Genomic DNA, 24,618 nt, shown 5'->3' on the forward strand with positions numbered 1-24,618 from the left:
TGCCGATCTCGTTGTGCGCCCTGGTGTCAGTGGCGGCCGCCCTCGTGCCTCACGGCGACGGCAGCACCGCCACCGTCAGCACGCTGCCGTCCGCCGACTGCCGCAGGAGCTTGATCCTGGTGTGGGTGTCCGGCACCTTCACGCCCGAGTACGGGGTCGCGGTCGAGTAGTAGGTGCTCTTGTGGTCGTCGAAGACCGGGACGCCCTTCTGGCTCTTGATCTTCACGGCGACACCGTCGGAGTGCAGTGTGATCGCGTCCGTCGGCTCCAGGGTGAAGGCCGAGTCGAACGCCTGGATGCGGCTGCGCATGTACGTCCCGTCCGCCCACTTCAGCGGCGCCGGGTGTGCGTCGACCGGCAGGATCAGGCCCTGGCCCGGGTGCTCGCTGACGTTGTTGTCGGCCTGCGAGGTGTCCCACAGCCAGATCAGCAGGCCGTTCTGGTACGGGTAGTGCTCGACCCAGTTCGGCTTGCTGCTCAGGAAGCCGAAGTTGTACGGGCCGGTCTTCAGGGTCGCGTCGTACGACACGTACTGGCGGTTCTCGGCGATGTAGTACTGCGGGTATTCGCCGGTGAAGGACGCGCCCTTGACGGAGAACCCGTTCACCGTCCAGTCGCCCGTGCCGTTCTCGGCGCCGTCGCTGAACACGGTGGAGCCGTCGGCCGTGACGGCGATGTCGTCCGCGGCGAAGCCCTTCTGCGCCACACCCCCGTCGGTGGTGTAGCGGAAGCGCAGCTTGATCGCCTTGCCGGCGTAGGCGTCAAGGGGGTAGACGAGGTCGGCGTACCCGTCGACGGTGCCGGTCAGGGCGGGCTGGTCGCTGGCGTCACGCGGGACGGCGGCGCCGTTCACCGTGCCGTCGAGCGGGGTCCAGCTGGTGCCGCCGTCGGTCGAGACCTCGGTGTACAGGTAGTCGTAGTTCGTCTCGATGTCGTAGTAGCCCTTGAGGGACAGCGCGGCCGACGACTTGCCGGTCAGGTCGAGATCACGGGTCAGTGTGTTGTTGAGCCCGTTGCCGCTGCCGCTCCACCACTGGTAGGAGCCGCTCGCCGGGGTGACCAGGTCCGTGGTGACGGTCTTCTTCGGCAGCGTGACGATCAGCGCCTGCGGGTCCTTGGTGTTGTACTCCGAGTACCCGAGCCGCGCCAGCGGCCTGGTGCGCGGCGAGACCGTCTTGTAGTTGAGCCAGCCCAGCTGCAGCTTGTCCCAGGCGGTGAAGTCGCCGGGGGTGTCGCCGATGCTGTCCTTGCCGGTGCCCAGCCAGGAGCCGGAGGACATCAGGTCCCAGAAGCCGGTGGAGTTCTCGGCGCTGTTGGTGGTGTCGTAGTTGTCGGGCAGGCCCAGGTCGTGGCCGTACTCGTGGGCGAAGACGCCGAGTCCGCCGTTCTCCGGCTGGATGGTGTAGTCGCCGACCCAGACGCCGGTGTCACCGATCTGGGTGCCGCCGAGCTGGTTGCCGTCGGGGCCGGTCTTGCCGGCGTCGGTGCCGTAGGCGTACCAGCGGTGGGCCCAGATCGCGTCCTCGCCCTGCGCACCGCCGCCCGCGGACTCGTCCTCGCCGGCGTGCACGATCTGGAAGTGGTCGATGTAGCCGTCGGGCTCGTTGAAGTCGCCGTCGCCGTCGTGGTCGTAGCGGTCCCACTGGTCGTACTGGGCGGCCTTGGCCCTGATCTGCGCGTCGGTGTCCCCGGCGGCCTTGCGCTGGGCGACCCACTTGGCCAGGGCGTCGCTGACCAGGTTCCACACGCACGTGTCGCACTTGTTGGTGCCGTACCGGGCCTCGTTGTAGTCGACCGCGACCCAGTCCTGGACCTCGCCGTCGACCGAGTAGCGGCCCGAGGACGCCTTCTCGTAGAACTGCTTGAGGGACGTCTTCTTCTTGTCCGCGGAGAAGTAGAGGTCCTGGTAGTGCTGCCGGTTGTAGTCCGCCTGCCACGCGGTGCTGTTGTCCGTGGCGCGGACCGGCTCGGCTATCCGGTTATGTGCGGGGCCGGCGGTGCCGCCGTACTCCGACGTCTTGGTGCCGAACTCCGCGAGGATGGTGAAGATCTTGTCGGTGCGCTCGCGGGCGAGTTCGACGTACTTGCCGCTGCTGAGCCGCACCACCTTGGAGGCGCCGCGGTCGGTGACCGCGGCCTTGCCGGAGATGACGCGGCCCAGCGCTTCTTCCCGCTGGGCCTCCTGGGTCTTGCTCAGGGGGCCGTCGAAGTCGTGCTCCCTGCTCTTGACCGGCTGTGGGTCGTGCCGGTTGGCGCCGGCCGCCGCCGTGTCCGTCCGCTGCTGTGCCACGGCGGACACCGAAAGGGTGGCGGTGGCCGCTGCGAACGCGACGAAGGTCGCGGCCGCTCTGAACGTCCAGGGTCTACTGGTCACTTGATGTCCTCCCCGACGCGTCCGGTCCCGCGCGGAAGGGGGAGTCCTGGTCATGGAAGGTCCGCGCGCCGGTGTACGCGTGTGTCAAGTGACGACATTTGACCGGAGGTTTAAGGGAAAAGACAGATCTTGACTTGAACAGGCCAAGTGCATTAATGGAACTGGGCGTTCGTTATACGAACGGCATAATCGCCTGTCAACCGGCGCGCGCACGTGTCCAGTTGGTGGACCGCATGACTCCGTGCGCCCCCTGTGCACCTGTACCGTGGGTTAGGTCACGCTTACCGGGCGTTCCGCTCGGGCATGCAGGCGAATAGAGTCGGTAGGTGAAGCGTCGGGATGGCGACGGATTACCCTGTCGACACCGTTGTCACCCCACGATTCGCAGCTCGGCCGCATATGCCCCAACAGAACACCGTAGTTGTCCGCATCCTCCCCCATCGCGAGAGGCACCGGGGGGAGACCCCCACCCCGAGGAATCGCCATGCCTCGTCCGACTGCCGCACAGCTCGCCTACGGTTCCTGCACCGTGATCTTCTCCACCCTCGCCATGCTGCTGCTGTCACAGACGAGTTCGGGGCTGGGGATCGCCGTGATCGCCCTTGCGGCGCTCGCGCTCGGACTGCTCGTCGCCGTGACGGTCCCCCTGCCGAGGTCCGCGTCGGCCGCCGCCGGGCGGCTCACCGCACAGCAGCGGACCCCGGCCGCACGGCCGACGGCCTCGTTGCGGTCCGCCGCACCCGCCGAGTCCGTACACGAGCCGGCGAACCCCTGAACCGGGCGTGCACACGCAGCACTTCGTGGTACCCGCACAACTTCAGACCGAGCACAGAACCGGCGGGCCCGTGATCCACGGGCCCGCCGGTTCGTCCGTGCGCACCGCTGCGCTCCCCCGCCCCTCTCAGACCGTGCTGACCTCCACCGTCTTGGCCGCCTTGTCGTGCAGACCCTGCTTGTAGGGCTTGTCGAAGAAACTCCAGCCGCCGCAGATCGCCGTCCAGACGCAGGCGCAGCAGAACGCGAACGGGAGCCACAGCACCGCCGCGCGGATCAGCGCGGTCTGCACGGACGGGTTGGAGCCGTCGACGAGGTTGGCCACCCGCATGTTCAGCAGTCTCTTGCCGAACGTCTGACCAGACCTGGCGATCATGACGGTGTCGTAGGCGATGTAGAGCACGGCGGCGATCACGGACTGGCCCACGGACTTGCTGTACTCGATCCGGTTGGTGTCGACGTTGTACTGGGTGGTGCGGAACGCCCAGGACAGCAGCCAGACGACCACCCCGACGATGACCATGTCGATGATCCGCGCGAGCACCCGCTTGCCGCTGTCGGCGAGCGGGGGCATACCCGCGAGGGGGTCCGTGCCGTTGTACGGGCCTCCGCCGCCGTAGGGGCCTCCACCGCCGTACGGACCTCCTCCGGACGGACCGGTGCTCCCGTACGGCGGGGGCGTGCCGTAGGGGCCGCCCTGGGGCGGCGGGGGCGTGCCCTGAGGGCCGCCCCCGGAGGGCGGGGGCTGCTGCTTCCTGAAGCGATCGTCGTCCGGGGAGTCGGCGGAGCCTGGCGGCGGCGGTTCGGTGCTCATGGCCCGAGTCGACCGCGAACCCCACGGCTCCGCATCCGTACAGGTCCGTCCGGGTCAGCCCGCCACGAAGGTGTGCGCCGCCTTGTCGTGCCAGCACTGGCGCCAGGGGCGGTCGAACAGGCACCACAGAACGCCGACGACGCCCACGACCAGCAGGCCCGGGACACTGTAGGCCAGCCAGCGGCGCACGGCCGCGCCGAAGGCCGGCGGCTCGTGGCCCTCGATGTCCCGCACCTCCAGGCCGCACACCTTCTTGCCGAGGGTGCGTCCCCACCGGGCTGTGGGCAGCGCCTCGTACAGGACGCCGAAGCCGAGGAGCACCGCGACCACGACGGCGAGGTAGACCGAGGTCGTGCCGTCGAGGAGCCACACCGTGACGGTCTGCCCGGACAGCTCGGCCGCGTCGATCTTGGCGTTGACATGGTCGATCGCCTTGGTGGCCAGTGGTACCGCGGCCGCGCCCGTGACCACCGCCAGGACCAGGGTGTCCAGCAGCCTGGCCGCCAGCCGCCTGCCGAGACCGGCGGGGCGGGCCGCCGCCTGCGCCCGCGCGGCCGCCTGGAAGACGTCCTCGACCGGGGGCTTCCACGGTGCGACGGGCCGCTCACCGTCGGTGCCCGAACTCGCCAGCCGGTGCACCTGCTGGGCCCAGGAGGGCTGGCCGCCGCCCGGACCCGCCGTCATGGGCGTGCCGGCGCCCGCAGCGGGCTGCCGGGTGCCCGCGGCCGGGGGCTGCTGCGCGTAGGAACCGGCCGGCTGCTGCGGCGGCGGGCCCGCCACGGGGGGCTGCGCCGCCGGTGCCGAGGGCTGCGGCTGCGGCTGCGGTGGGGCGGCCGGCCGCGGGGCGGGGGCGGGGCCCTCGGGATCCAGGCCCAGCGCCTGGCGGGCCGCGGCCTGGGGGCTCGTGGGGCGCGGCGCGGCGGGCCGGCCCGAACCGGAATCGGCCGCCTCCGTGCTTCCGCCCTGCTCCCCCGTGCGCGGGGAGAGCGCACGGAACGTCGCGGTGCCCTCGGAGGGCGTGGGACCCCCGGTACCGGAGGTGCCCGGGCCCGCGGCGGCGTCGCCGTCGCCGCGCCTGGGCCGGCGGAACACCACCGTGCCGTCGGGGGCCGGGGAGGAGCCGGAGTCGTTCCCGGAGGCGGAGCCGGATCCGGCCGGCGGGACCGTCGCGGTGCCGTCCGCCCGGCCGGCGACGCCGTCGGGCCGGGCCGCGAGCGAAAGCCGCGGGTCGGCGCCCGTGGGGCCGCCCCACGACACCCGGCGGTCCTGGTCGCTGCCGAAGCCCGACTGCTGGGAGCGGTCCGCGCCCCAGGCCGAGGCGGGCTCCGGGCGGCTGCCGTGCTGGGCGTCGGCGGGGCCCGTCACCCGGGGGCCGTCGACCGGGTCCTCGTCGAAGAAGTGGGGTCCGGTCTCCTCCACCGAGGGCCGCGCCGGGCCCGCGCCCGGCGGCGGGGACAACGACTCGCCGTCGGTGGGCGCCGGCCGGCTGGTGCCCGGCACCCAGGCTGCGCCGTTCCAGTACCGGACATATCCAGGAATGGACGGATCCGGGTAATACCCTTCGCGGGGCCTGTCGTCACCGGGTGCCGGGGTTGGGGCGCTCATGTCCGTCGTCCCGTATCTTCTCGCGGGGTCATTGGGGCCTCCACATCTATCAGACGGGGGCATGCGCCACGTCCGCTCCGCCCGGACCCGCCCCTTTCCGGGCGACACCGCGCACGCCCTTCACACACCTGGACCCCGCCGCGAAAGAAATCCTCCGAAAGGACGTCCGCGGGCCGCGCCACCGCCGCGGTGGCGCGGGGCCGGGGTCAGAAGAGCTTGCCCGGGTTGAGGATGCCCAGCGGGTCGAAGACCTGCTTGACCGCCCGCTGCATCTCCATGCCGACCGGGCCGATCTCGCGCGCCAGCCACTCCTTCTTCAGGACGCCCACGCCGTGCTCACCGGTGATCGTGCCGCCGAGTTCCAGGCCGAGGCCCATGATCTCGTCGAAGGACTCGCGGGCGCGGCGGGACTCGTCGGGGTCCTGGGCGTCGAAGCAGACGGTCGGGTGCGTGTTGCCGTCGCCCGCGTGTGCGCAGACCCCGATGGTGAGCTGGTACTTCTCGGCGATCCGCTCGATCCCTTCGAGCAGGTCGCCGAGCCGGGAGCGGGGCACGCACACGTCGTCGATCATCGTCGTGCCCTTGACGGCCTCCAGCGCGGTGAGCGCCAGCCGCCGTGCCTGCAGGAGCAGTTCGGACTCCGCCGCGTCGTCCGCCGGGACCACCTGGGTGGCGCCGGCGGCCTCGCACAGCGCGCCGACGGCCGCGAGGTCGGCGGCCGGGTCGGGGGTGTCGAAGGCGGCGAGCAGCAGGGCCTCCGTGCTCTCCGGGAGGCCCATGTGCGCCAGGTCGTTGACGGCCTTGACGGTCGTACGGTCCATCAGTTCGAGCAGGGACGGGACGTGTCCTCCCGCCATGATCCGGCACACGGCGTCGCAGGCGGCGGCCGCGGAGGAGAACTCGGCGGCCAGCACCAGCTGCTGGGGCGGCTGCGGCTTCAGGGCGAGGGTGGCGCCCACGACGATGCCGAGCGAGCCCTCGGAGCCGACGAAGAGCCGGGTGAGGTCGTACCCGGCGACGCCCTTGGCCGTGCGGCGGCCGGTGGACATCAGACGCCCGTCGGCGAGCACCACGTCGAGACCGAGGACGTACTCGGCCGTCACCCCGTACTTCACACAGCACAGGCCGCCGGAGGCCGTGCCGATGTTGCCGCCGATGGTGCACATCTCCCAGCTGGAGGGGTCCGGCGGGTAGTAGAGGCCGTGTTCGCCCACCGCGCGGGAGAGCGTGGCGTTGACGACGCCCGGCTCGACGACCGCGATGCGGTCGACCGGGCTGATCTCCAGGATGCGGTTCATCTTCGTCAGCGACAGCACGATGCAGCCGTCGGAGGCGTTGGCCGCGCCCGACAGTCCGGTGCGGGCGCCTTGCGGGACGACCGGGACGCGTAGCTCGGTGGCGGTCCGCATGACGTGCTGGACCTGCTCGACGGTGCGCGGCAGCACCACCACGGCCGGGGTGCCGGCCGCGCAGAAGCTGGCCATGTCGTTGGCGTAGGAGGCCATGACGTCGGGGTCGGCCAGGACCGCCTCGGCGGGCAGGCCGGTCCGCAGGCGGTCGACGAGGTTGCCGGTGGCCTCGTCGCGCGGGGCTTCGATACGGCTCATGATCACAGAGTCGCACCCGGGGGCGGCGGTGTGAACCCGTCTGCGCGAGGTGCTCGCACGAGACGGCCCCACGGGGCATGGTCCGTGGGGCCGCCCGGGGAGAGGGCGCCGGCGCGCGGCGGTGGGCGCTACAGGTTGCCCCGCCTGGCCTGCTCCCGCTCGATCGCCTCGAAGAGGGCCTTGAAGTTGCCCTTGCCGAAGCCCATGGAACCGTGGCGCTCGATGATCTCGAAGAAGACCGTGGGACGGTCCTGGACCGGCTTGGTGAAGATCTGCAGCAGATAGCCGTCCTCGTCGCGGTCGGCGAGGATCTTCAGCTCGCGCAGGGTCTCGACGGGGACGCGGGTGTCGCCGACCCAGTCGCCGAGGGTGTCGTAGTACGAGTCCGGGGTGTCGAGGAACTCGACTCCGGCCGCGCGCATCGTGCGTACCGTCCGCACGATGTCGTTCGTGTTGAGCGCGACGTGCTGGACGCCCGGGCCGCCGTAGAACTCCAGGTACTCGTCGATCTGGGACTTCTTCTTGGCGATGGCGGGCTCGTTGATCGGGAACTTGACCTTGAGCGTCCCGTCGGCGACGACCTTGGACATCAGGGCGCTGTACTCGGTCGCGATGTCGTCGCCCACGAACTCCTTCATGTTCGTGAAGCCCATGACCCGGTTGTAGAAACCGACCCACTCGTTCATCCGGCCGAGTTCGACGTTGCCGACGCAGTGGTCGATCGCCTGGAAGGTGCGGTGCTCGGGCGGCTCGACGATCGGGTCGGCGGCGGCGAAGCCGGGCAGGTACGGGCCGTCGTAGCCGGTGCGCTCGACGAGGGTGTGGCGGGTCTCGCCGTAGGTGGCGATGGCGGCCAGGACGACGGTGCCGTGCTCGTCCTTCAGCTCGTACGGCTCGGCGACCGAGCGGGCGCCGTGCTCGATGGCGTAGGCGTACGCGGCGCGCGCGTCCGGGACCTCCAGGGCGAGGTCGACGATGCCGTCGCCGTGCTCGGCCACGTGCTGGGCGAGGAAGTGGCCCCAGGTGGTGGCGGGCTTGATGACGGAGGTGAGGACGAAACGCGCCGAACCGTTCTCCAGGACGTACGAGGCGGTCTCGCGGCTGCCGTTCTCCGGTCCCGAGTAGGCGACGAGCCGCATGCCGAAGGCGGTGGAGTAGTAGTGCGCGGCCTGTTTGGCGTTGCCCACCGCGAAGACGACCGCGTCCATTCCCTTGACCGGGAAGGGGTCTGCCTCACGCGCCGTGTCAGGGGTGTGGTGTGTGGTCTGCGTCATAGCGGCAGCCTCACCCGTCTCCGCAAGGTGCGCAATAGTTTGCGTATGTGCTGGACAATCTGCACAGGGAAGAGCCCGTGTCGGCGGGCGTTCTGTACATGATGACCATCGAGGAGCACGGCATGGCGATCGATCATCTGGACGCCCGGCTCATCGTGCTGCTGGCACGGGAGCCCCGGATCGGAGTCCTGGAGATGTCCCGGCGGCTCGGGGTCGCGCGCGGCACCGCCCAGGCGCGTCTGGACCGGCTCCGGTCGAACGGGGTGATCCGCGGGTTCGGGCCGCAGGTGGACCCCGCGGCGCTCGGCTATCCCGTCACGGCGTTCGCGACGCTGGAGATCCGGCAGGGGCAGGGGCCCGACGTCCGGGCCCATCTGGCGGGCGTGCCCGAGGTGCTCGAACTGCACACCACCACCGGCAGCGGGGACATGCTGTGCCGTCTGGTGGCCCGGTCGAACGCGGACCTCCAGCGCGTGATCGACCGGGTCGTCGGCTTCGACGGCATCGTCCGGGCGTCCACGGCGATCGTCATGGAGAACCCCGTTCCGCTGCGGATCATCCCGCTGGTGGAGCAGGCGGCGGAGGACCCGGAGAGGGCCTAGGCGCTCCGCGGGAAGTCCGGTTCATCACCTGCGGGTCGGTCGTGGTTCGTCGCGCGGTTCCCCGCGCCCCTTCGGGGCGCTGCCGAACCGCACCGGGCTTGCTCAGGGCGCGCGGCGCCGGTTGCCGCTGTACCCCGAGACCCGTCTCGCCCCGCAGCGCGCCCGCGCCCCGAACTGCGGGCGCGGGCCGCGGCCCACCGCCGCCTAGGTCCTGTCGTCACATTCCCGTCGTCCGCCCGAAGGGCGGGCCGTGCGGCGTCAGGTGCGTGCTCTCGGCGTGCCGGGCCCTGACCCACGTACTGGATGTACTTGGGTCTGGGCCCGGTGCGGCGAGTGGGGGTGCCCCCTGCTCGAAGAGCTTGGGGGAGCGTGCATGGCGTCGCACGGCAGACGGGAATGTGACGACAGGGCCTAGCAGCCGGGCACCGGGCCCTTCCCCTTCTCCAGTGCCACCAGCGCGTCGACCGCGCCCTTCAGCGTGGTCACCGGAACCAGCCGCAGCCCCTTCGGCAGTTCCGCCTTCGCGTCGGAGCACTCCGCCTTCGGCACCAGGAAGACCGTCGCACCGTCGCGGCGCGCGGCCCGCGTCTTGAGGGCGACCCCGCCGACCGCGCCGACCCGGCCGGCCGCGTCGATGGTGCCCGTACCGGCGATGGTGCGGCCGCCCGTGAGGTCGCCGCCGCTGCCGTCGCCGTCCAGCTTGTCGATGATCCCGAGGGTGAACAGCAAACCCGCGCTGGGGCCGCCGACGTCCGCGAGCTTCAGCGTGACCTTCACACGCTTGTCGCTGAGGTCCAGGTACTTCAGTGCCACCCGGGTCGCCGCGTCCTGGGACTGCCTCATCTGCTCGGCGTTGTGCTGCTCGATCTCCTTGACGCTGTTGCCGCTCGGGTAGACCGAGTCGCGCGGCAGCACCGCCCGGTCCGTGCGGAACCAGCCGTCGACCACCTGGCCCAGGGAGACGTCCGCGCCGGGGCCCGTCGCCTCGATCGTCGTCATCCGCAGCTGGCCGGTGGTCGTGCGGATCGGCGTGCCGCTGATCGTGATCACCGGGGAGCCGTCGTTCTCGCCGAGGACGTCGGCCGTCATGCCGGGCTGCGCCACCGAGAACGGCAGCGGCGCGAACACGGCCGTGGCGAGCAGCGCCACGACGGGCAGGACGCAGACGGCGACGGCCTGGGAGCGGGAGAGACGAGAGAGCACGGGGCCAATCTAACGTGACGGTGGTGTCCCGCAGGGGCCCGGTGGACGACGGGGTACCGGTGGGCCCGGGAGTGTCGTGGAGGACGGTGCGTGCCGTCGCCGCCCCGGGCGCCCGTCCTGTCCGCCGCCACCGCCTAGCGCAGCGCCTCCGCCACCTCCCGGGCAGCGTCCACCACCCGGGGTCCCACCCTCTCCGGCACCGAATCCGACAGCATGACGACCCCCACGCTGCCCTCCACCCCGGTCACCCCGAGCAGGGGTGCGGCCGCACCGCTCGCGCCCGTCTCCAGCTCGCCGTGGGTGAGGGTGTACCCGGGCTCGGCGACCGGCTGCTCGCGGGCGGCCAGGATCGCGCGGCCGGCCGCTCCCCTGTCGAGCGGATGCCGGAACCCGGCGCGGTACGCCACGTGGTAGTCGGTCCACGTCGGCTCCACGACCGCGACGGCCAGCGCCTCCGTCCCGTCGACGAGCGTGAGGTGCGCCGTCGCCCCTATGTCCTCGGCGAGCGCCCGCAGTGCGGGCAGCGCGGCCTCGCGCACCAACGGGTGGACCTGGCGCCCCAGACGCAGCACCCCGAGCCCGACCCGGGCGCGGCCGCCCAGGTCGCGGCGTACCAGCGAGTGCTGCTCCAGCGTGGCCAGCAACCGGTACACCACGGTCCGGTTCACGCCCAGTTTGGTGGACAGTTCGGTGACGGTCAGCCCGTGGTCCGTGTCGGCGAGCAGCTTGAGGACCCTGAGGCCCCGGTCGAGCGTCTGAGATGTCTCCGCGGTCACGACGCCCACTCCTTAGTGGTGAGGTCGGCGGCCCCTTCGCTGCGGATGCGTGACCGAGTCCCGTCGGCGACGCGTCTCAGAGGCCGCCGATCGGCTGGCGGCCCGGGCGGCCCCCGGACTTTGGTCGCTTCACGGCTGCGCTCCGCGGCGGCGCTGCCACGGGGCGTGTGCGTAGCGGGACAGTAGCGAGCCAGTTCGCTCAGCGGAAGGCTCCGTCCAGAATCCGGTCAGTGACCGGACCCGCACCCATCCTCTTTGCGGTGATATGTATGCGAGAAGGCGTGACGGGGCCCGAATACGCGGCCGGACCGTGACCTCCCGCGCCTCCGCGGCGGGCCCGTTGACCGGCCACGGGACCGGCCGGCCCCGGCGCCGGGATCAGACGTCCCGCGCCGGACGTCCGCCCCGGGCGTCCGCGGTCGGACGGCCGGGGCGGACATCCGCTGTCACCGCATGCGTGTCGCCCACTCCTGCACCTTGGCGATCCGCTGGCGCAGTTGGCCCGCGGTGCACTCGGCGCTCGGCGGGCCGCCGCAGACGCGGCGCAGTTCGGTGTGGATCACGCCGTGCGGCTTACCGCTCTGGTGGACGTACGCGCCGACCATCGTGTTGAGCTGCTTGCGCAGTTCCAGCAGCTCCTTGTGGGTGACCACGGGCCGCCGGTCGGCGGGCAGTTCCAGCAGGTCGGCATCGGTGTCCGGCTTCCTGCGGCTGTGCGCGATCTGCCGGGCCTGCCGCTTCTGCAGCAGCAGCTGCACCTGCTCGGGTTCGAGGAGGCCCGGGATGCCGAGGTAGTCCTGCTCCTCCTCGCTGCCGGGGTGGGCCTGCATACCGAACTCGGCGCCGTTGTACATGACCCGGTCGAAGACGGCGTCGGACTCCAGCGCCTCGAACGGCAGCATGTCCTGCTCGCCGGTGTCCTCGTCCTGCTGCTTCTCGGCCTCCTGGAGGAGCTTGTCCTCCTCGGCGTACGGGTCCTCCTCGCCGTCCTTCTTCGGCTTGTCGAGGACGTGGTCGCGCTCGACCTCCATCTCGTTGGCGAAGGTCAGCAGGTCGGGGATGGTGGGCAGGAAGACGGAGGCGGTCTCGCCGCGGCGCCGGGAGCGTACGAAGCGGCCGACGGCCTGGGCGAAGAAGAGCGGGGTGGAGATGGTGGTCGCGTACACCCCGACGGCCAGCCGGGGCACGTCGACGCCCTCGGACACCATGCGCACCGCCACCATCCAGCGGTCCTCGTTGCCGCTGAACTCGTCGATACGGTCCGAGGCGCCGGCGTCGTCCGACAGCACGAGGGTCGCCCGGTGGCCGGTGATGTCACGGATGAGTTTCGCGTAGGCGCGGGCCGACTCCTGGTCCGAGGCGATGACGAGGGCGCCGGCGTCGGGGATGGCCTTGCGGACCTCGGTGAGCCGCTGGTCGGCCGCGCGCAGCACGCTGGGCATCCAGTCGCCGCGCGGATCGAGGGCGGTGCGCCACGCCTGGCTGACGGCGTCCTTGGTCATGGGCTCGCCGAGCCGGGCGGCGATCTCGTCGCCCGCCTTGGTGCGCCAGCGCATGTTGCCGCTGTAGGAGAGGAAGATGACCGGCCGCACGACGCCGTCGGCGAGGGCGGACCCGTATCCGTACGTGTAGTCGGCGGCGGACCGCCGGATCCCGTCGGTGCCCTCCTCGTACGCCACGAAGGGGATGGGATTGGTGTCGGACCTGAACGGCGTGCCGGTGAGGGCGAGTCGGCGGGTGGCGGGCTCGAACGCCTCCAGGCACGCCTCGCCCCAGGACTTGGAGTCGCCGGCGTGGTGGATCTCGTCGAGGATGACGAGGGTCTTGCGCTGCTCGACGCGGTTGCGGTGCAGCATGGGCCGGACGCCGACGCCCGCGTAGGTGACGGCCACACCGTGGTACTCCCTGCCGAGCGGCCCCGCGCTGTACCCGGGGTCGAGCCGGATCCCGATCCGCGCGGCGGCCTCCGCCCACTGCTTCTTCAGATGCTCGGTCGGCGCGACGACGGTCACCTGCTGCACCACGTGGTGGTGCAGCAGCCACGAAGCGAGCGTCAGCGCGAAGGTGGTCTTGCCGGCGCCGGGCGTGGCGACGGCGAGGAAGTCACGGGGCTGCTCCTGGATGTACTTCTCCATGGCCCCGTGCTGCCAGGCGCGCAGCTTGCCGGCGGTGCCCCAAGGGGCGCGGCCGGGGAAGGCGGGAGAGAGGTGGTGCGAGTGCGAGGAGCCGCTGGGAGCGTGGGCGGGCCGGGAGGGCCCCCCGTTGAGGGCGGCGGCGGATGACGGGCGGGTGGTAGTCACGGTCTCCGTGGGGTGGTGGTCGGGCCGCTCGGCTGGGTATGACAACCGGGCCACCCTACCGGGGTCCTCACCCGCCGCTCGGGCCGACGGCGCCGCATCCGGCCACGGTGCGACAGGCGTCACAGACACCGGAGCGGGCCGCGCGTCACCGCTCCCGCAGCCGGGTCGTCACCCACGCGCCCACCAGCGCCACCGCCGCCATCGGCAGGAACACGGCGGCGAAGGCGGCCGGATGGGAGCCGCCGGCGGCCGCCTCGGTGGCCGTACGGGCGACCGTGCCGCCGCCGAGCGCGGCGAACGCGGCGCCGCCCGCCGCGAGCAGCAGGACGTTGGAGAGGGCGTCGGAGATCTGCAGGGCGGCCGAGTTGGCGCCCGCCTCCTCGGGGGCCGACAGGCGCAGCAGCAGGACGCCGGTCGAGGAGATCACCAGGCCCATGCCGAAGCAGCCGAAGGCCCAGGCGACGGCGACGGTCCACACGGGCACCGCGTGGATCAGCACACTGGGCGCCGTGGCGACGGCGGCCGCGACGGTGAGCATGCCCAGCGTCATCATCCGTTCCCGGTACGGCGCCAGGCGCGGCCTCGACTGCACGTACGATCCCAGCGCCCAGGTCCCGCCGCCCGCCGCGAGCGAGAACCCGGCGAGCGTCGGCGACAGTCCCCGCTCGGTGACGAGCATGAGCGGCACGAAGCTCTCCGCGGTGAGGAAGGCGCCGGCCGCCACTCCGCGCAACAGCACCACGGACGGCAGTCCGCGCGCCGCCCGGTAGGTGCCGCGGGGCAGCAGCCCGAGCACCGCCGGGACCAGGAGCACGGCGCCCGCCGCGCCGGGCGCCAGGGAGAGCCAGCGCAGGTCCTGGGCCGCGTACTGGAGCAGGCCCGCGCCCACGGCGATGCCGAGCGCCAGCCGGATGCGGCGGACGTCGAAGGAGCCCGGGACGGCCTCCGGGGCGGGGCCTCCCGCCCGGCGCCGGATCTGCGGCACCGCGAGGGCCAGCGGGAAGACCACGAGCACGGGGACGCCGATGAACACCCAGCGCCAGCCCAGATGTTCGGTCACCGCGCCCGATGCCAGCGGGCCGACCACGGACGGGATCACCCAGCCCGCGGCGAACGCCGCCATGATGGCGGGCCGCAGCCGCTCCGGGTAGGCCCGGCCCACGACCACGTACAAGGCCACGATCACCAGCCCGCCGCCCAGGCCCTGCACGGCCCGCCCCAGGATGAACGGCCACATCGCCCCGGCCGTCCCGGACAGCAGCAGCCCGGCCGCGAAGGCGGCGATGCCGCAGGTGAGCGAGGTGAGCGGGCCGCTGCGGTCCGACCACTGCCCCGCGAGCACCATGCCGAGCAGGCTGGTGGTGAAGTACCCGGAGAACGCGAAGGCGTACAGGGACACCCCGTCCAGCTCCCGCGCCGCGACCGGCATGGCCGTGCCGACCGCGGTCGCCTCGAAGGCGATGACCAGGACGACGGAGACGACACCGACGCTCAGCGCCCGGTACGGCCGGCTCAGTACGCCGGTGACGTCACCGGAGACGGCGGGAGAGGCGTGGGGGACGCCGGTGTCGCGGGGTTCCAGGGCTGCCATGCACGTCAGCGTAAGGGGATAGGACGGCGTTGACTCCTGGCCGGGGACGGTGACCGGCTGGGACCTTTGTCGTACGACCCGCCTTCTCGAACGCCGCCGGCCGCCGGCGGGCGGCCGTGGTCGTCATGTGCCGTCGCCGTGCCCCCTCACGCCTACAGTCCGCCGTTCGCCTCGTCCTCGAAGACCTCCCGCCAGTAGCGCCAGCCGTCGTCCCACGGGGCCGTCGGGGTCCGGTCGCAGGCGATCGGATCGACGGCGGCGAGGGTCTGGACCATCGTGGCGGCCAGTTCCTCGTACGCCTGCGTGAGGCCGTGGTCCTCGGCCAGCGCCTGCTCCCGGTGCACCAGCCAGACCGTGAACGCCAGCGTGGAGATGTCCGCGTTGAGCGGACGCAGGACCTCTTCGGGCTCGCTCCAGTACAGGACCGCGCCGGTGGCGCCGTCGACGACCAGGCTGCTGTCCTCCAGCAGATATCCGAGCCGTATCAGCCGGTCCGCGCTCTCGGGGAGGTCGGCCTTCACGTCCGGCTCGTCCGCGTGGTACTCGGCCAGGGTCGCCAGGGGGACGTCCGTGTCCAGCGTGTACCAGAAGCCGTCCTCCGGCAGGCCCACCTCGCGCAGGAAGCGGCGGGTCGGCTCGTGCGTGAGTGCGCAGGGGAAGTCGACGTCCTCGAAGTGCATGACCGCACCGCTGCCGAAGTCGTCGTCCAGCAGCCCCGGCGGCAGGTCGAGCCTGAGGCCGGCGCCGGGGCGCGCTATCCGGGCCAGGGGGCGGATCAGCGCGGCCATCCGCCAGTACGCCGCCAGGCCGTCCTCCCCGGCGATCGCGGCGAACGCCGACGAGAGCCGCTCGGAGGTCGCCGCCACCGCCTCGGCGCCGTACTCGGTGGACGCGAACCGGCCGCGGGACGCGGTCAGTTCCTCCGTCACGGCCGCGAACCGCAGCAGCGCGCCCAGGGAGGGGGCGAGCGGTGAGCGGCCCATCAGACCGGGATCGCGCGGGAAGACGCAGGTCGTGGAGATCCTGCCCGTGGCACCGTCCAGCAGGAGGGACGCCAGATCCTGGTCGAGGCTGCGCAGGGCCCCTATCACCAGCTGGTCGCGCAGCTCCTCCGCGAGCTGCTCCGCGTCGTCGACGAGCTCGGCCACCCGGCGCAGCAGGGGCCTCCCGCCCAGCACCCCGAAGTCCACCAGGGTGCCGACGGACGGGAGTCCGGGCCCCGTCAGCAGGTGTCGCGTCTCCTCGTGCGTCACATGGGGATCCAGATCCGCCTCGGTGAGTGTGATCACGTCGGCGGCGTCGATCGTGCCCATTGCTCCCCCGTGTTTCGTCCTCCGTGCGTCTCCCGGCAGGAGACACCCCGCCGTCGGTCGAACGGCTCTTCCCGACACCGAGAACGATACGCGGCCCCACTGACAACGCCGGACACGCACACGGTCCGTGCGGCCACGCCCCGGGGGTCCCCCGGGTCAGCCGAAGTACACGCCGCCCAGGACGACGATCAACGCGGCCAGCACGAAGACCAGCAGACCCAGCATCAGTTTGCCCAGGCTGGGGGCCGGTTCGTAGCGGGGCTCGTCCTCCGCCGCACCGGACTGGGGGCTCCGGTCCTCCGTCATGCCGTCTCCGCCCTTCACTGGGTCACCACCGCCGCCTGCGGCCGGATCGGCAGCCGGTTGACCGGGCGGCCCGTCGCCGCGCGGACCGCGGACGCGATCGCCGCCGGGGACGTCACCACGGGCACCGCGCTGACCGCCTTCGCCCCGAAGGGCGCGACCACGTCCCGTTCCTCGACCAGCTTGACGATGTGGATGCCGGGAGCGTCCAGGGCGGTCGGGAGGGAGTAGCCCGTCAGGTCGGGGTGGCGGATCAGGCCGCGCGCGGTGCGCAGGTTCTCGGTGAGCGCGATGCCCACGCCCTGGGTGACACCGGCCTCCAGGCGAGCGGCGAGCTGCGCCGGGTTCAGCACCCGGCCCACGTCCTGGGCCAGCGCCAGCTCCACGACCCGTACCGCGCCGACCTCGACGTCCACGTCCACCACGGCGCGGACCGCGCAGAACGCGAGGCCCACGAAGGCGTCGCCCTGGCCCGTCTCGTCCAGCGGCTCCGTGGGGTGCGGGCGGCACTGCGCCGTGGCCCACAGCTCCTTGCCGTCCATGGCCTCGGTCACCGTGGTCGACAGCACGCCGTCGTACGAGGTGATCTTGCCGTCGGTGATCTGGAGCAGCTCCGTGGACATGCCGAACTTGTGCGCCAGGGGCTGCAGCAACTGCGTGCGGACCATCTTCGCCGCCCGTTCCACCGCGCCGCCCGACACCCAGGTGTGGCGGCCCCGGCAGCCCGCGCCCGCGGGCGGCTGGTCCGTGTCGACCGGTGCCACGCGCACCTCGTCGATGCCCAGCGTCTCCTGGACGATCTGCCGGGCCAGCGTGGTGAAGCCCTGACCGGTCTCGACGGCCGCGCACAGCACGGTCGCCACGCCGTCCTGCACCTTCACCGTCGCCGTGGAGACCTCGTCCGCGCCCTCCGCGCCGAGCATGTGCACCATGCCGAGGCCGTAGCCGACGCCGCGCCGCACCGCGCCGGGTTCGCCCGCGCCCTCGGGGCCGCCGGGCAGCAGCCACTCCTCCTCGGGGGTGTCCTTGGGCAGCGGGGGCAGCGGGTGGTCCCGTACCGCCTGGAGCAGTTCGGCCACCGGGGCCGGGCAGGTCACCGTCTGGCCCGTCGGCAGCACGTCGCCCGTCGCCATGACGTTGCGCATGCGCAGCTCGGCCGGGTCCAGGCCCAGCTTCTTGGCGAGCTTGTCCATCTGGGCCTCGTACGCCGCGCACACCTGCATCGCGCCCTCGCCGCGCAGATGGCCCGACGGCGGGTTGTTGGTGCGTACGGCCCAGCCCTCGATGAAGGCGTTGGGGACGACGTAGGGGCCGCAGGCGAAGGAGACGGCGGCGGCGAGGGCGTCGGAGGACGTATCCGCGTAGGGGCCCGCGTCCAGCAGGATCTGCGCCTCGACCTTCACCAGCCTGCCGTCGGCGTCCGCGTGGTGGCGGTACCGCAGCAGGGTGGGGTGGCGGTGCACGTGCCCCAGGAAGGAGTCCTCGCGCGTCGCGGTCAGTTTCACCGGGCAGCCGGTCTTCAGCGCGAGCAGCCCGAGCGGCAGCTGGAAGCCCTGGTCCTCGCGGTCGGCGGTGGCGCCGGGCACCCCGGTGACCACGACCTTCACCTGCTCGGGTGCCAGGCCGTAGACGGCGGCGGCGCGGTCGCGGTCGGTGTGCGGATCGGTGGAGGCGACGTACAGCTCGACCCCGCCGTCGGGCCGGGGCACGGCCAGCCCGGCCTCCGCGCCGATGGGGGCCGGGTCCTGGCGGCCGATGCGGTAGAGGCCCTCGACGACGACCTCTCCGGCGGCGGCCGGATCGCCGTGGCGCAGCGGGATGTGCCGGATGAGGTTCCCGTCGGGGTGCAGGGGTTCCGCCTCGAACGCCTGCTCGGGGTCGGTCACCGGGTCGAGCACCTCGTACTCGACGATGACGGCGGCGGCGGCCAGACGCGCGGTGTCGGGGTGGTCGGCGGCGACGGCCGCGATGGGCTCCCCGTGATGGCGCACGACCTCGGAGGCGAACACGGGGCGGTCGGCCGTGCCACGGCCGTGCAGCACGCCGGCGGGCAGGTCCTCGTGGGTCACCACGGCGCGGACGCCGGGCATCTCGCGCGCGTGGCCGGTGTCGATGGAGAGGATGCGCGCGTGCGGGTGCGGGGAGCGCAGCACGGCCGCCCACAGCAGACCTTCGGCCCACAGGTCGGCCGCGTACGGGAACGTGCCCTCGGCCTTGGCCCGGGCGTCGGAGGACGGCAGGGAGGCGCCGAGGCCGTGCGGCAGCGGCTCGGGGGCGGGTGCGGCCGCCGGGGTGGTCGCGGTGGCGGCTTCGTTGCTCACGCCTGGCCTCCGTCCTGGCCGTACGGGTGCTCGTTCGGGGCTGTGTTGTCGAACGCGGAGGGGTGGACACCGCCCGCCCCGGGGCCCGCCTGGTGCGGGATGCGGGCCTCTTCGCCCTCCGGCGCCTCGGCCTCGGCGTGCGCCTCCCGCTCGGCGACGACCTCCTGGACGGCATCCAGGACCCCGCGGTAGCCGGAGCAGCGGCACAGGTTGCCGCACAGCGCCTGTCGGGCCTCCAGTTCCGTGGGGGCCGGGTTGCCCTCCAGGAGGTCGTGCACGGTCATCGCCATGCCGGGCACGCAGAAGCCGCACTGGACGGCACCGCACCGGGCGAGCGCCCGCTGCACGTCCGAGGGCTGTCCGTCGACGGCGAGGCCCTCGACGGTGCGCACCTCGCTGCCCGCGGCGGTGGCGGCGGGCACCAGGCAGGAGGCGACGAGCCGTCCGTCGACCTGGACGTTGCAGGCGCCGCACTCTCCCTGCGAGCAGCCGTCCTTGGCGCCGGCGAGACCGAGCCGCTCGCGCAGCACGTACAGCAGCGACTCGCCGATCCACGCGTCCGTGACGGGCCGGTCGGCGCCGTTCACCCGCAGGACGTACGACGTCAGGGGGTGTTCGTCGTGTGCGGGCGCGGGCTCCTGCCCGGAGTCCTGTTCGGGAGCAGGCTCCTGCGGGTCGGCGGCCTGGGGCGACGGCTCGGGCCCGGCGGAGGGCGCGGGGTCCGCGGCCGTGCCGGGGTCCGCGGCCTGCGCGGGGTCCGGCGCCCGCTCGGTGCCGGGCCCGCCGGGGGGCCCGGCGGGCTCCTGCGCGGCCTCCGGCGCCCCGGGAGCATCCGCTGCCCGGGTGTGCCCGTACGCCCCTGCGGACTGCTCTCCAGGGGCCTCGGCGGTCGCTTCCCCGGCCGGCTCGGCGGGGGCCTCCCCGGCCCGCTCCGGCCACGGCTGCCCGGCCGTTCCCGTCGCCCAGGGCGCGGGCGCGCCGCCGGGCAGGGTCGGGGGCGGGGTGCCGCCCCACTGCTCGACGAGCGACGACGTGCTGAACTCGCCGGATTCGTCCGGCAGGTCACCGCCCGCCACCGGAATGGACCACTCCCCGGTGACGTCCTGCCCGGCAGCGGTGGCCTGCTGCGCGCCCGCCGGCTCCGGGAAGGCCCACTGCCCGGTCGACCCCGGGTTGTACGTGAACCGGTCGCCGCTGTCCTCCCCCTGGGCGGCGTTCGGCTCGGGCCACCGGGCACCCCCGGCGGGCGTGCCCCAGGTGCCGCCTGCGGCCGGGCCGGCGCCCGCGTCGCCCGGCGTGAACGTCGGGGGCACATAGCCGTGACCCGGTGCCGCCAGCGGGCTGTCGGAGGCGAGGAGGGCGTCGATCCCCCCTTCGGGGAGCTGGACGAAGGCCGTGGCGCCGTCGTCGTAGTCCCCTTGTGGCAGCCGCTCCCAGGAGCCGCGGCCGTCCTGCTCCTCGTGCCGGTCGTCGGTCACGACAGCGCCCTCCCCAGTGCTCGTCGGGCCAGCGCGGCGACGGTGCGCCGCAGGTGCAGTACGGCGGGCGGAAGCTGTTGCGCGGTGCCGTCCTCCGCCGGGCCCGGGTCCGGGATGCAGGCCGCGGCGACGTACTCCCCGAAGGCGGTGAGGGCGTCGGGGACGATCGCACGGTTGTTGTCCCAGTCGATGAGCTGGGCGACCCACTGCTCGGCGTCCAGGGGGCGCAGCGGCATCGGTGCTATGGCGCCCACGGCGCAGCGCACGCCGCGCCGGGCCGGGTCGAGGACGAGGGCCACGGACGCCATGGCCCGGCCGGGCCCGGTGCGTCCGGTCGCCTTCAGGAAGACCTGGGGGGCGTGCAGCAGCGGCACGCGCACGTAGCCGATGAGTTCGCCGGCGCGCAGCATCTCCACGCCGGCGAGCAGGTGCGAGACCGGGATCTCGCGGCGGGCTCCGTCGGGGCCCGCGATGATCAGCGTGGCCTCCAGTGCGGCCAGCACCGGCAGCGCGTCCCCGGTGGGGGCCGCCGAGGCGATGTTGCCGCCCAGGGTGCCCGCGTTGCGGATGTGCGGCGGTCCGGCCGCGCGCGAGGCCGCCGCGAGGGCGGGGATGAGGGCCGCGAAGTCGGGGCGCCCCATGCGCGCGTGGGTGAGCCCGGCGCCGAGCAGCGCGTGTCCGTCCTGGTACTGCCAGCCGCGGATCTCGCTGATGCGGCCGAGCCCGACCAGCGCGGCGGGCCGCAGCTGCCCGGAGTTGACCGCGGCCATCAGGTCGGTGCCGCCCGCCACGGGGACGGCGGCCGGCATGGCGGCGAGGACCGCCACTGCCTCGTCCAGCGAGGCGGGCAGCGTCACGGCCTGCGCCGCCTGCGGTGCGTGCGTGGTCAAACCGGCTGCCCCTTCCCGCTGCCCCACCTGGTCCCACCTGTGTTGCCGTACGGTACGTGCTGACAGGGCGGACGTGGCAACTCTGGCACATCTTCCCCCGCCGCCGACGCGGGGGTCCGCTAGGAGGCATTCGCCCCGCACCGGCGGGATGGTCCGTTTTGCCGCGACATCGCCGCCGGAGGCACATTGCCGCTCTTCGGTGAGCCTTGTGCGACTTTCTTCCGTGCGGGGTCACGTTGGCAGGGAGCCGGGTCCCTCGCCCTGCCCTCGGGAAGCGCCTCACACGTTCGGGGGCGCACCCTCGATCGGGCGTCCGAGCACGCCGGGTCGCCGCTGCCACGGCCGCGGTCCCGCGGGCGGCCGGTAGGCGACTCCCAGGGCGTCGAGCCGCCGGTAGTGGGCCGTCATCCGCCGCTCGAAGTCCGCGAAGTCGCGGTCCGCGGGGGCGGGCAGGGCGCTCCAGGCGACCTCGGCGAACGCCGCGAGCCGGGGGAAGGTCTGGTAGTCCACGCGTGCCTGATCCTCCATCACCTCGGTCCAGACGTTGGCCTGGGCGCCGAGCACGTGCCGCGCCTGTTCCCCGGTGAGCTGCGGCGGCACCGGCTCGAAGCGGTAGACGTCCTCCAGGGTGCGCACATACCCGATGGGCACCGGTTCGTCCTCGCCGCCGGCCTGACGGTGGTCCAGGTACACCTGCTGCTCGGGGCACATCACGACGTCGTGCCCGGCGCGGGCGGCCGTGATGCCTCCGGCGTACCCGCGCCACGAGGACACGGCCGCGCCCTCCGCCAGGCCGCCCTGGAGGATCTCGTCCCACCCGATGAGCCGGCGGCCGCGCTCGGCGAGCCAGACGGCGAAGTTCCGGACGAACCACGCCTGGAGTTCGTCCTCGTCGGCCAGCCCCAGGTCCCTGATGCGCGCCTGGGCGGCCGGGGACCGCCGCCACTGGTCCTTGGGGCATTCGTCGCCGCCGATGTGGACGAAGCCGGAGGGGAACAGCTCCAGGACCTCCTCGAAGACCCCCTCGTAGAACCGGACGGTGGTGTCGGTGGGGGCGAGTACGTTGGCGCAGACGCCCCAGTCGTCCCAGACCGTGAGGGAGGCGGTGTCGATGACGTCGGTGTTGCCGAGTTCCGGATACGCGGCGATGGCCGCCTGGCTGTGTCCCGGCACGTCGATCTCGGGGACGACGGTGATATGCCGCTCGGCCGCGTACGCGACGATCTCGCGAATGTCGTCCTGCGTGTAGAAACCGCCGTGCGGCTTCTCCTCCCACAGCGGCGAGGCACGATGGCCGGATTTCGTGCGCGCCCGCCAGGATCCGACCTCGGTGAGCCTCGGATACCGCTTGATCTCGATGCGCCAGCCCTGATCGTCGGTGAGGTGGAAGTGGAACACGTTGAGTTTGTGGGCGGCCATCAGATCCAGATAGCGCAGGACGCCTTCCGTGGGCATGAAGTGCCGGGCGACGTCCAGCATGAGACCGCGCCAGCGGAAACGGGGGGCGTCGTGGATGGTCACGGCGGGCACCGGCCACTTTCGTCTCCCCGTGACCGGGGCGCGGCGGAATGCCTCCGGGCCGAGCAGTTGACGGAACGTCTGGGCGCCCCAGAACACGCCGGTCTCGCTCGCTCCGTCGATGACGAGGGGGTATCCGTCGGCCGTGAGGCGGTATGCCTCACGGCTGCCGAGTTCCCCGGCGAGAGCGGGGACGATCCGGAGCAGAACACGGTTCGGGGTGTCGCCGGTGTGCGGCGGCAGGGAAAGCCCGGTCGCCGCGCCCACGGTGGCCCGCAGCCAGCGCGCGACCCGCTCGGTGCCCGGGGCCGCGTCGATCCCTGTTTCCTCGTCGATGACGTATTCCGTGCCGGTGCCGGCCGACGGCGAGATGCTCCGGGGAATGGGGAGGGGAGCGGGGATCGGCGCCACCCCGTGTCCGGGGTACCGGGAGTGCGGAACATCGCGCATATCGTCAGCCCTTCACCGTTCCGCCCAGTCCTGAGACCGGCCGGCGATCAGAAACATGATCAGCAGGGTGTCCGGAAACGGAAGCGGAATCGTGTCACGGCCGTCGCGGCCAAGAGAAACGCAATGGCCGTTCTGCTCTGCACAACCCATCGGAGGCTATGGACTACAGGAACATGCCCGCAACAGGTCTCGACCACTCCGCGACCGCCCGACGCGCTCCGTGTGACGGCGCGGGACCGGAAGAAGACACAAAGGCCCCCGGGACGCACCAGAGGACGTCCCGGGGGCCCGGCGGTCACCGAAGGGCGGGCCGGTGGGCTGCTTGTCCCCGCCCTTGTCGTTACTTGTCCCCGCCCTTGTCGTCCTCGCCGCCGCCCATGGAGTCGTAGATCTCCTTGCACATGGGGCAGACGGGGTACTTCTTCGGGTCCCGGCCCGGCACCCACACCTTGCCGCACAGCGCCACGACGGGCGTACCGTCCAGGGCGCTCGCCATGATCTTGTCCTTCTGGACGTAGTGGGCGAAGCGCTCGTGGTCGCCGTCGCCGTGCGACACCTGTGGCGTCGGCTCTACGAGGGTCCCCGTACCGGTACCGCGCTCGGGCTCAAGAGTGCTCATACCGCCAAGCGTACTGAAGCGCACGGGCATCAGTTGAGAGAAGGGTCGTCCGGATAGGTGGCCACCATCGCGAGCTCGCTGCGCTGACGGCGCAGGACCTCCCGCCAGAGTCTCTCCGGCTCCGGGGAGGACACATCACCGGGCTCCGACTCGACCACGTACCACGCCCCCTCCACCAGCTCGTCCTCAAGCTGGCCGGGCCCCCACCCCGCGTATCCCGCGAAGATGCGCAGGGACCCCAGCGCCTTGGCGAGCAGTTCGGGCGGTGCCTCCAGGTCGACCAGGCCGATCGCGCCGTGCACCCGGCGCCAGCCGAGCGGGGCGCTCTCCCCGGAGGCACCGCCGGGGATCACCGCGACACCGAGTGCCGAGTCCAGGGACACCGGCCCGCCCTGGAAGACGACACCGGGCTCGCCCGCGAGGTCCGCCCAGCCCTCCAGGATGTCGCCCACATCGACGGGGGTGGGGCGATTGAGGACCACACCGAGCGAGCCCTCCTCGTCGTGGTCGAGGAGCAGCACCACCGCGCGGTCGAAGTTCGGGTCCGCCAGGGCGGGCGTGGCCACGAGCAGCCGCCCTGTGAGCGAGGACACCTCGGTCATGCCAGACATGATCCCGCATCTTCCCTCCGCATGGGGAGGCAATCCGGGTACATGGGTGAATGCGGCCACGCCCCGAGCGGTAACCCCGTGCGTCCGGTTACGCACGGTTCGTGTTGTGGCAAACCTATGACGTTGCCGGGAGGCACGTGGGCTTACTGAAGGGGGGTGGACGGCCATTACGCTTACGTCTCCGGCCCCTGCCCA

The 24,618-nt window shown here is 72.6% G+C and carries 19 protein-coding genes; 2 read left to right on the top strand and 17 right to left on the bottom strand.

The annotated features are described in order from the left end of the window. Positions 1–49: 49 nt before the first annotated feature. A complete protein-coding gene (locus ACZ79I_RS15370; RefSeq protein WP_471497896.1) occupies positions 50–2,374 on the bottom strand; it encodes an immune inhibitor A domain-containing protein in 2,325 nt (774 codons plus the stop codon). A gap of 484 nt (positions 2,375–2,858) precedes the next feature. Between ACZ79I_RS15370 and ACZ79I_RS15375 the strand changes: the two genes are divergently transcribed. Then, positions 2,859–3,149, top strand: coding sequence for a hypothetical protein (locus ACZ79I_RS15375; protein ID WP_471497898.1), 291 nt, complete (start codon positions 2,859–2,861; stop codon positions 3,147–3,149). Positions 3,150–3,275: 126 nt separating this feature from the next. On the opposite strand, the gene ACZ79I_RS15380 is transcribed toward ACZ79I_RS15375, so the two are convergent. The 4 genes from ACZ79I_RS15380 to hppD form a co-directional block, all read right to left on the bottom strand. After that, entirely contained in the window at positions 3,276–3,962 is a 687-nt protein-coding gene (locus tag ACZ79I_RS15380; RefSeq protein WP_471497899.1) for an RDD family protein, read from the bottom strand. 54 nt (positions 3,963–4,016) lie between these two features. Continuing rightward, on the bottom strand, positions 4,017–5,567 hold the full coding sequence (locus ACZ79I_RS15385) for an RDD family protein (protein WP_471497901.1): 1,551 nt from the start codon (positions 5,565–5,567) through the stop codon (positions 4,017–4,019). Between the two features lie 206 nt (positions 5,568–5,773). Continuing rightward, positions 5,774–7,180 carry an FAD-binding oxidoreductase gene (locus tag ACZ79I_RS15390; protein WP_471497902.1) on the bottom strand — a complete coding sequence of 469 codons (1,407 nt, stop codon included), beginning with the start codon at positions 7,178–7,180 and terminating at the stop codon, positions 5,774–5,776. Positions 7,181–7,302: 122 nt separating this feature from the next. After that, positions 7,303–8,448 carry a 4-hydroxyphenylpyruvate dioxygenase gene (hppD, locus tag ACZ79I_RS15395; protein ID WP_471497904.1) on the bottom strand — a complete coding sequence of 382 codons (1,146 nt, stop codon included), beginning with the start codon at positions 8,446–8,448 and terminating at the stop codon, positions 7,303–7,305. A 122-nt stretch (positions 8,449–8,570) separates the two neighbouring features. Between hppD and ACZ79I_RS15400 the strand changes: the two genes are divergently transcribed. Beyond that, positions 8,571–9,050: an Lrp/AsnC family transcriptional regulator gene (locus tag ACZ79I_RS15400; protein ID WP_471504977.1), complete on the top strand. Its 480-nt coding sequence runs from the start codon at positions 8,571–8,573 to the stop codon at positions 9,048–9,050. Between the two features lie 411 nt (positions 9,051–9,461). Here the strand turns inward: ACZ79I_RS15400 and ACZ79I_RS15405 are convergent, their stop codons facing one another. From ACZ79I_RS15405 to ACZ79I_RS15460, 12 genes are all read right to left on the bottom strand, one after another. Further along, positions 9,462–10,253, bottom strand: a complete 792-nt coding sequence (locus tag ACZ79I_RS15405; RefSeq protein ID WP_471497905.1) for a S16 family serine protease — start codon at positions 10,251–10,253, stop codon at positions 9,462–9,464. A 134-nt stretch (positions 10,254–10,387) separates the two neighbouring features. Then, on the bottom strand, positions 10,388–11,029 hold the full coding sequence (locus ACZ79I_RS15410) for an IclR family transcriptional regulator (RefSeq protein WP_471497906.1): 642 nt from the start codon (positions 11,027–11,029) through the stop codon (positions 10,388–10,390). Between the two features lie 446 nt (positions 11,030–11,475). Next, positions 11,476–13,329, bottom strand: a complete 1,854-nt coding sequence (locus ACZ79I_RS15415) for a DEAD/DEAH box helicase (protein WP_471497908.1) — start codon at positions 13,327–13,329, stop codon at positions 11,476–11,478. Between the two features lie 145 nt (positions 13,330–13,474). After that, entirely contained in the window at positions 13,475–14,920 is a 1,446-nt protein-coding gene (locus tag ACZ79I_RS15420; RefSeq protein ID WP_471497909.1) for an MFS transporter, read from the bottom strand. 152 nt (positions 14,921–15,072) lie between these two features. Beyond that, complete coding sequence (locus tag ACZ79I_RS15425; protein ID WP_471497911.1) at positions 15,073–16,233, bottom strand: SUKH-4 family immunity protein; 1,161 nt, start codon at positions 16,231–16,233, stop codon at positions 15,073–15,075. Between the two features lie 156 nt (positions 16,234–16,389). Then, positions 16,390–16,539: a hypothetical protein gene (locus ACZ79I_RS15430; RefSeq protein WP_471497913.1), complete on the bottom strand. Its 150-nt coding sequence runs from the start codon at positions 16,537–16,539 to the stop codon at positions 16,390–16,392. Between the two features lie 14 nt (positions 16,540–16,553). Then, entirely contained in the window at positions 16,554–18,857 is a 2,304-nt protein-coding gene (locus tag ACZ79I_RS15435; RefSeq protein ID WP_471497915.1) for a xanthine dehydrogenase family protein molybdopterin-binding subunit, read from the bottom strand. Continuing rightward, positions 18,854–20,335 carry a (2Fe-2S)-binding protein gene (locus tag ACZ79I_RS15440; protein ID WP_471497916.1) on the bottom strand — a complete coding sequence of 494 codons (1,482 nt, stop codon included), beginning with the start codon at positions 20,333–20,335 and terminating at the stop codon, positions 18,854–18,856. Before ACZ79I_RS15440 ends, ACZ79I_RS15435 begins: the two co-directional genes overlap by 4 nt. Beyond that, on the bottom strand, positions 20,332–21,225 hold the full coding sequence (locus ACZ79I_RS15445; RefSeq protein WP_471497918.1) for an FAD binding domain-containing protein: 894 nt from the start codon (positions 21,223–21,225) through the stop codon (positions 20,332–20,334). The genes ACZ79I_RS15440 and ACZ79I_RS15445 overlap by 4 nt, the downstream gene beginning before the upstream one ends. A gap of 279 nt (positions 21,226–21,504) precedes the next feature. Further along, positions 21,505–23,193, bottom strand: a complete 1,689-nt coding sequence (locus ACZ79I_RS15450) for a beta-N-acetylhexosaminidase (protein WP_471497920.1) — start codon at positions 23,191–23,193, stop codon at positions 21,505–21,507. Positions 23,194–23,533: 340 nt separating this feature from the next. Then, entirely contained in the window at positions 23,534–23,812 is a 279-nt protein-coding gene (locus ACZ79I_RS15455) for a DUF3039 domain-containing protein (RefSeq protein ID WP_381087905.1), read from the bottom strand. Between the two features lie 29 nt (positions 23,813–23,841). After that, complete coding sequence (locus ACZ79I_RS15460) at positions 23,842–24,414, bottom strand: YqgE/AlgH family protein (RefSeq protein ID WP_471497922.1); 573 nt, start codon at positions 24,412–24,414, stop codon at positions 23,842–23,844. Positions 24,415–24,618 lie beyond the last annotated feature (204 nt).

It is taken from the genome of Streptomyces sp. PSU-S4-23, from assembly GCF_055632315.1.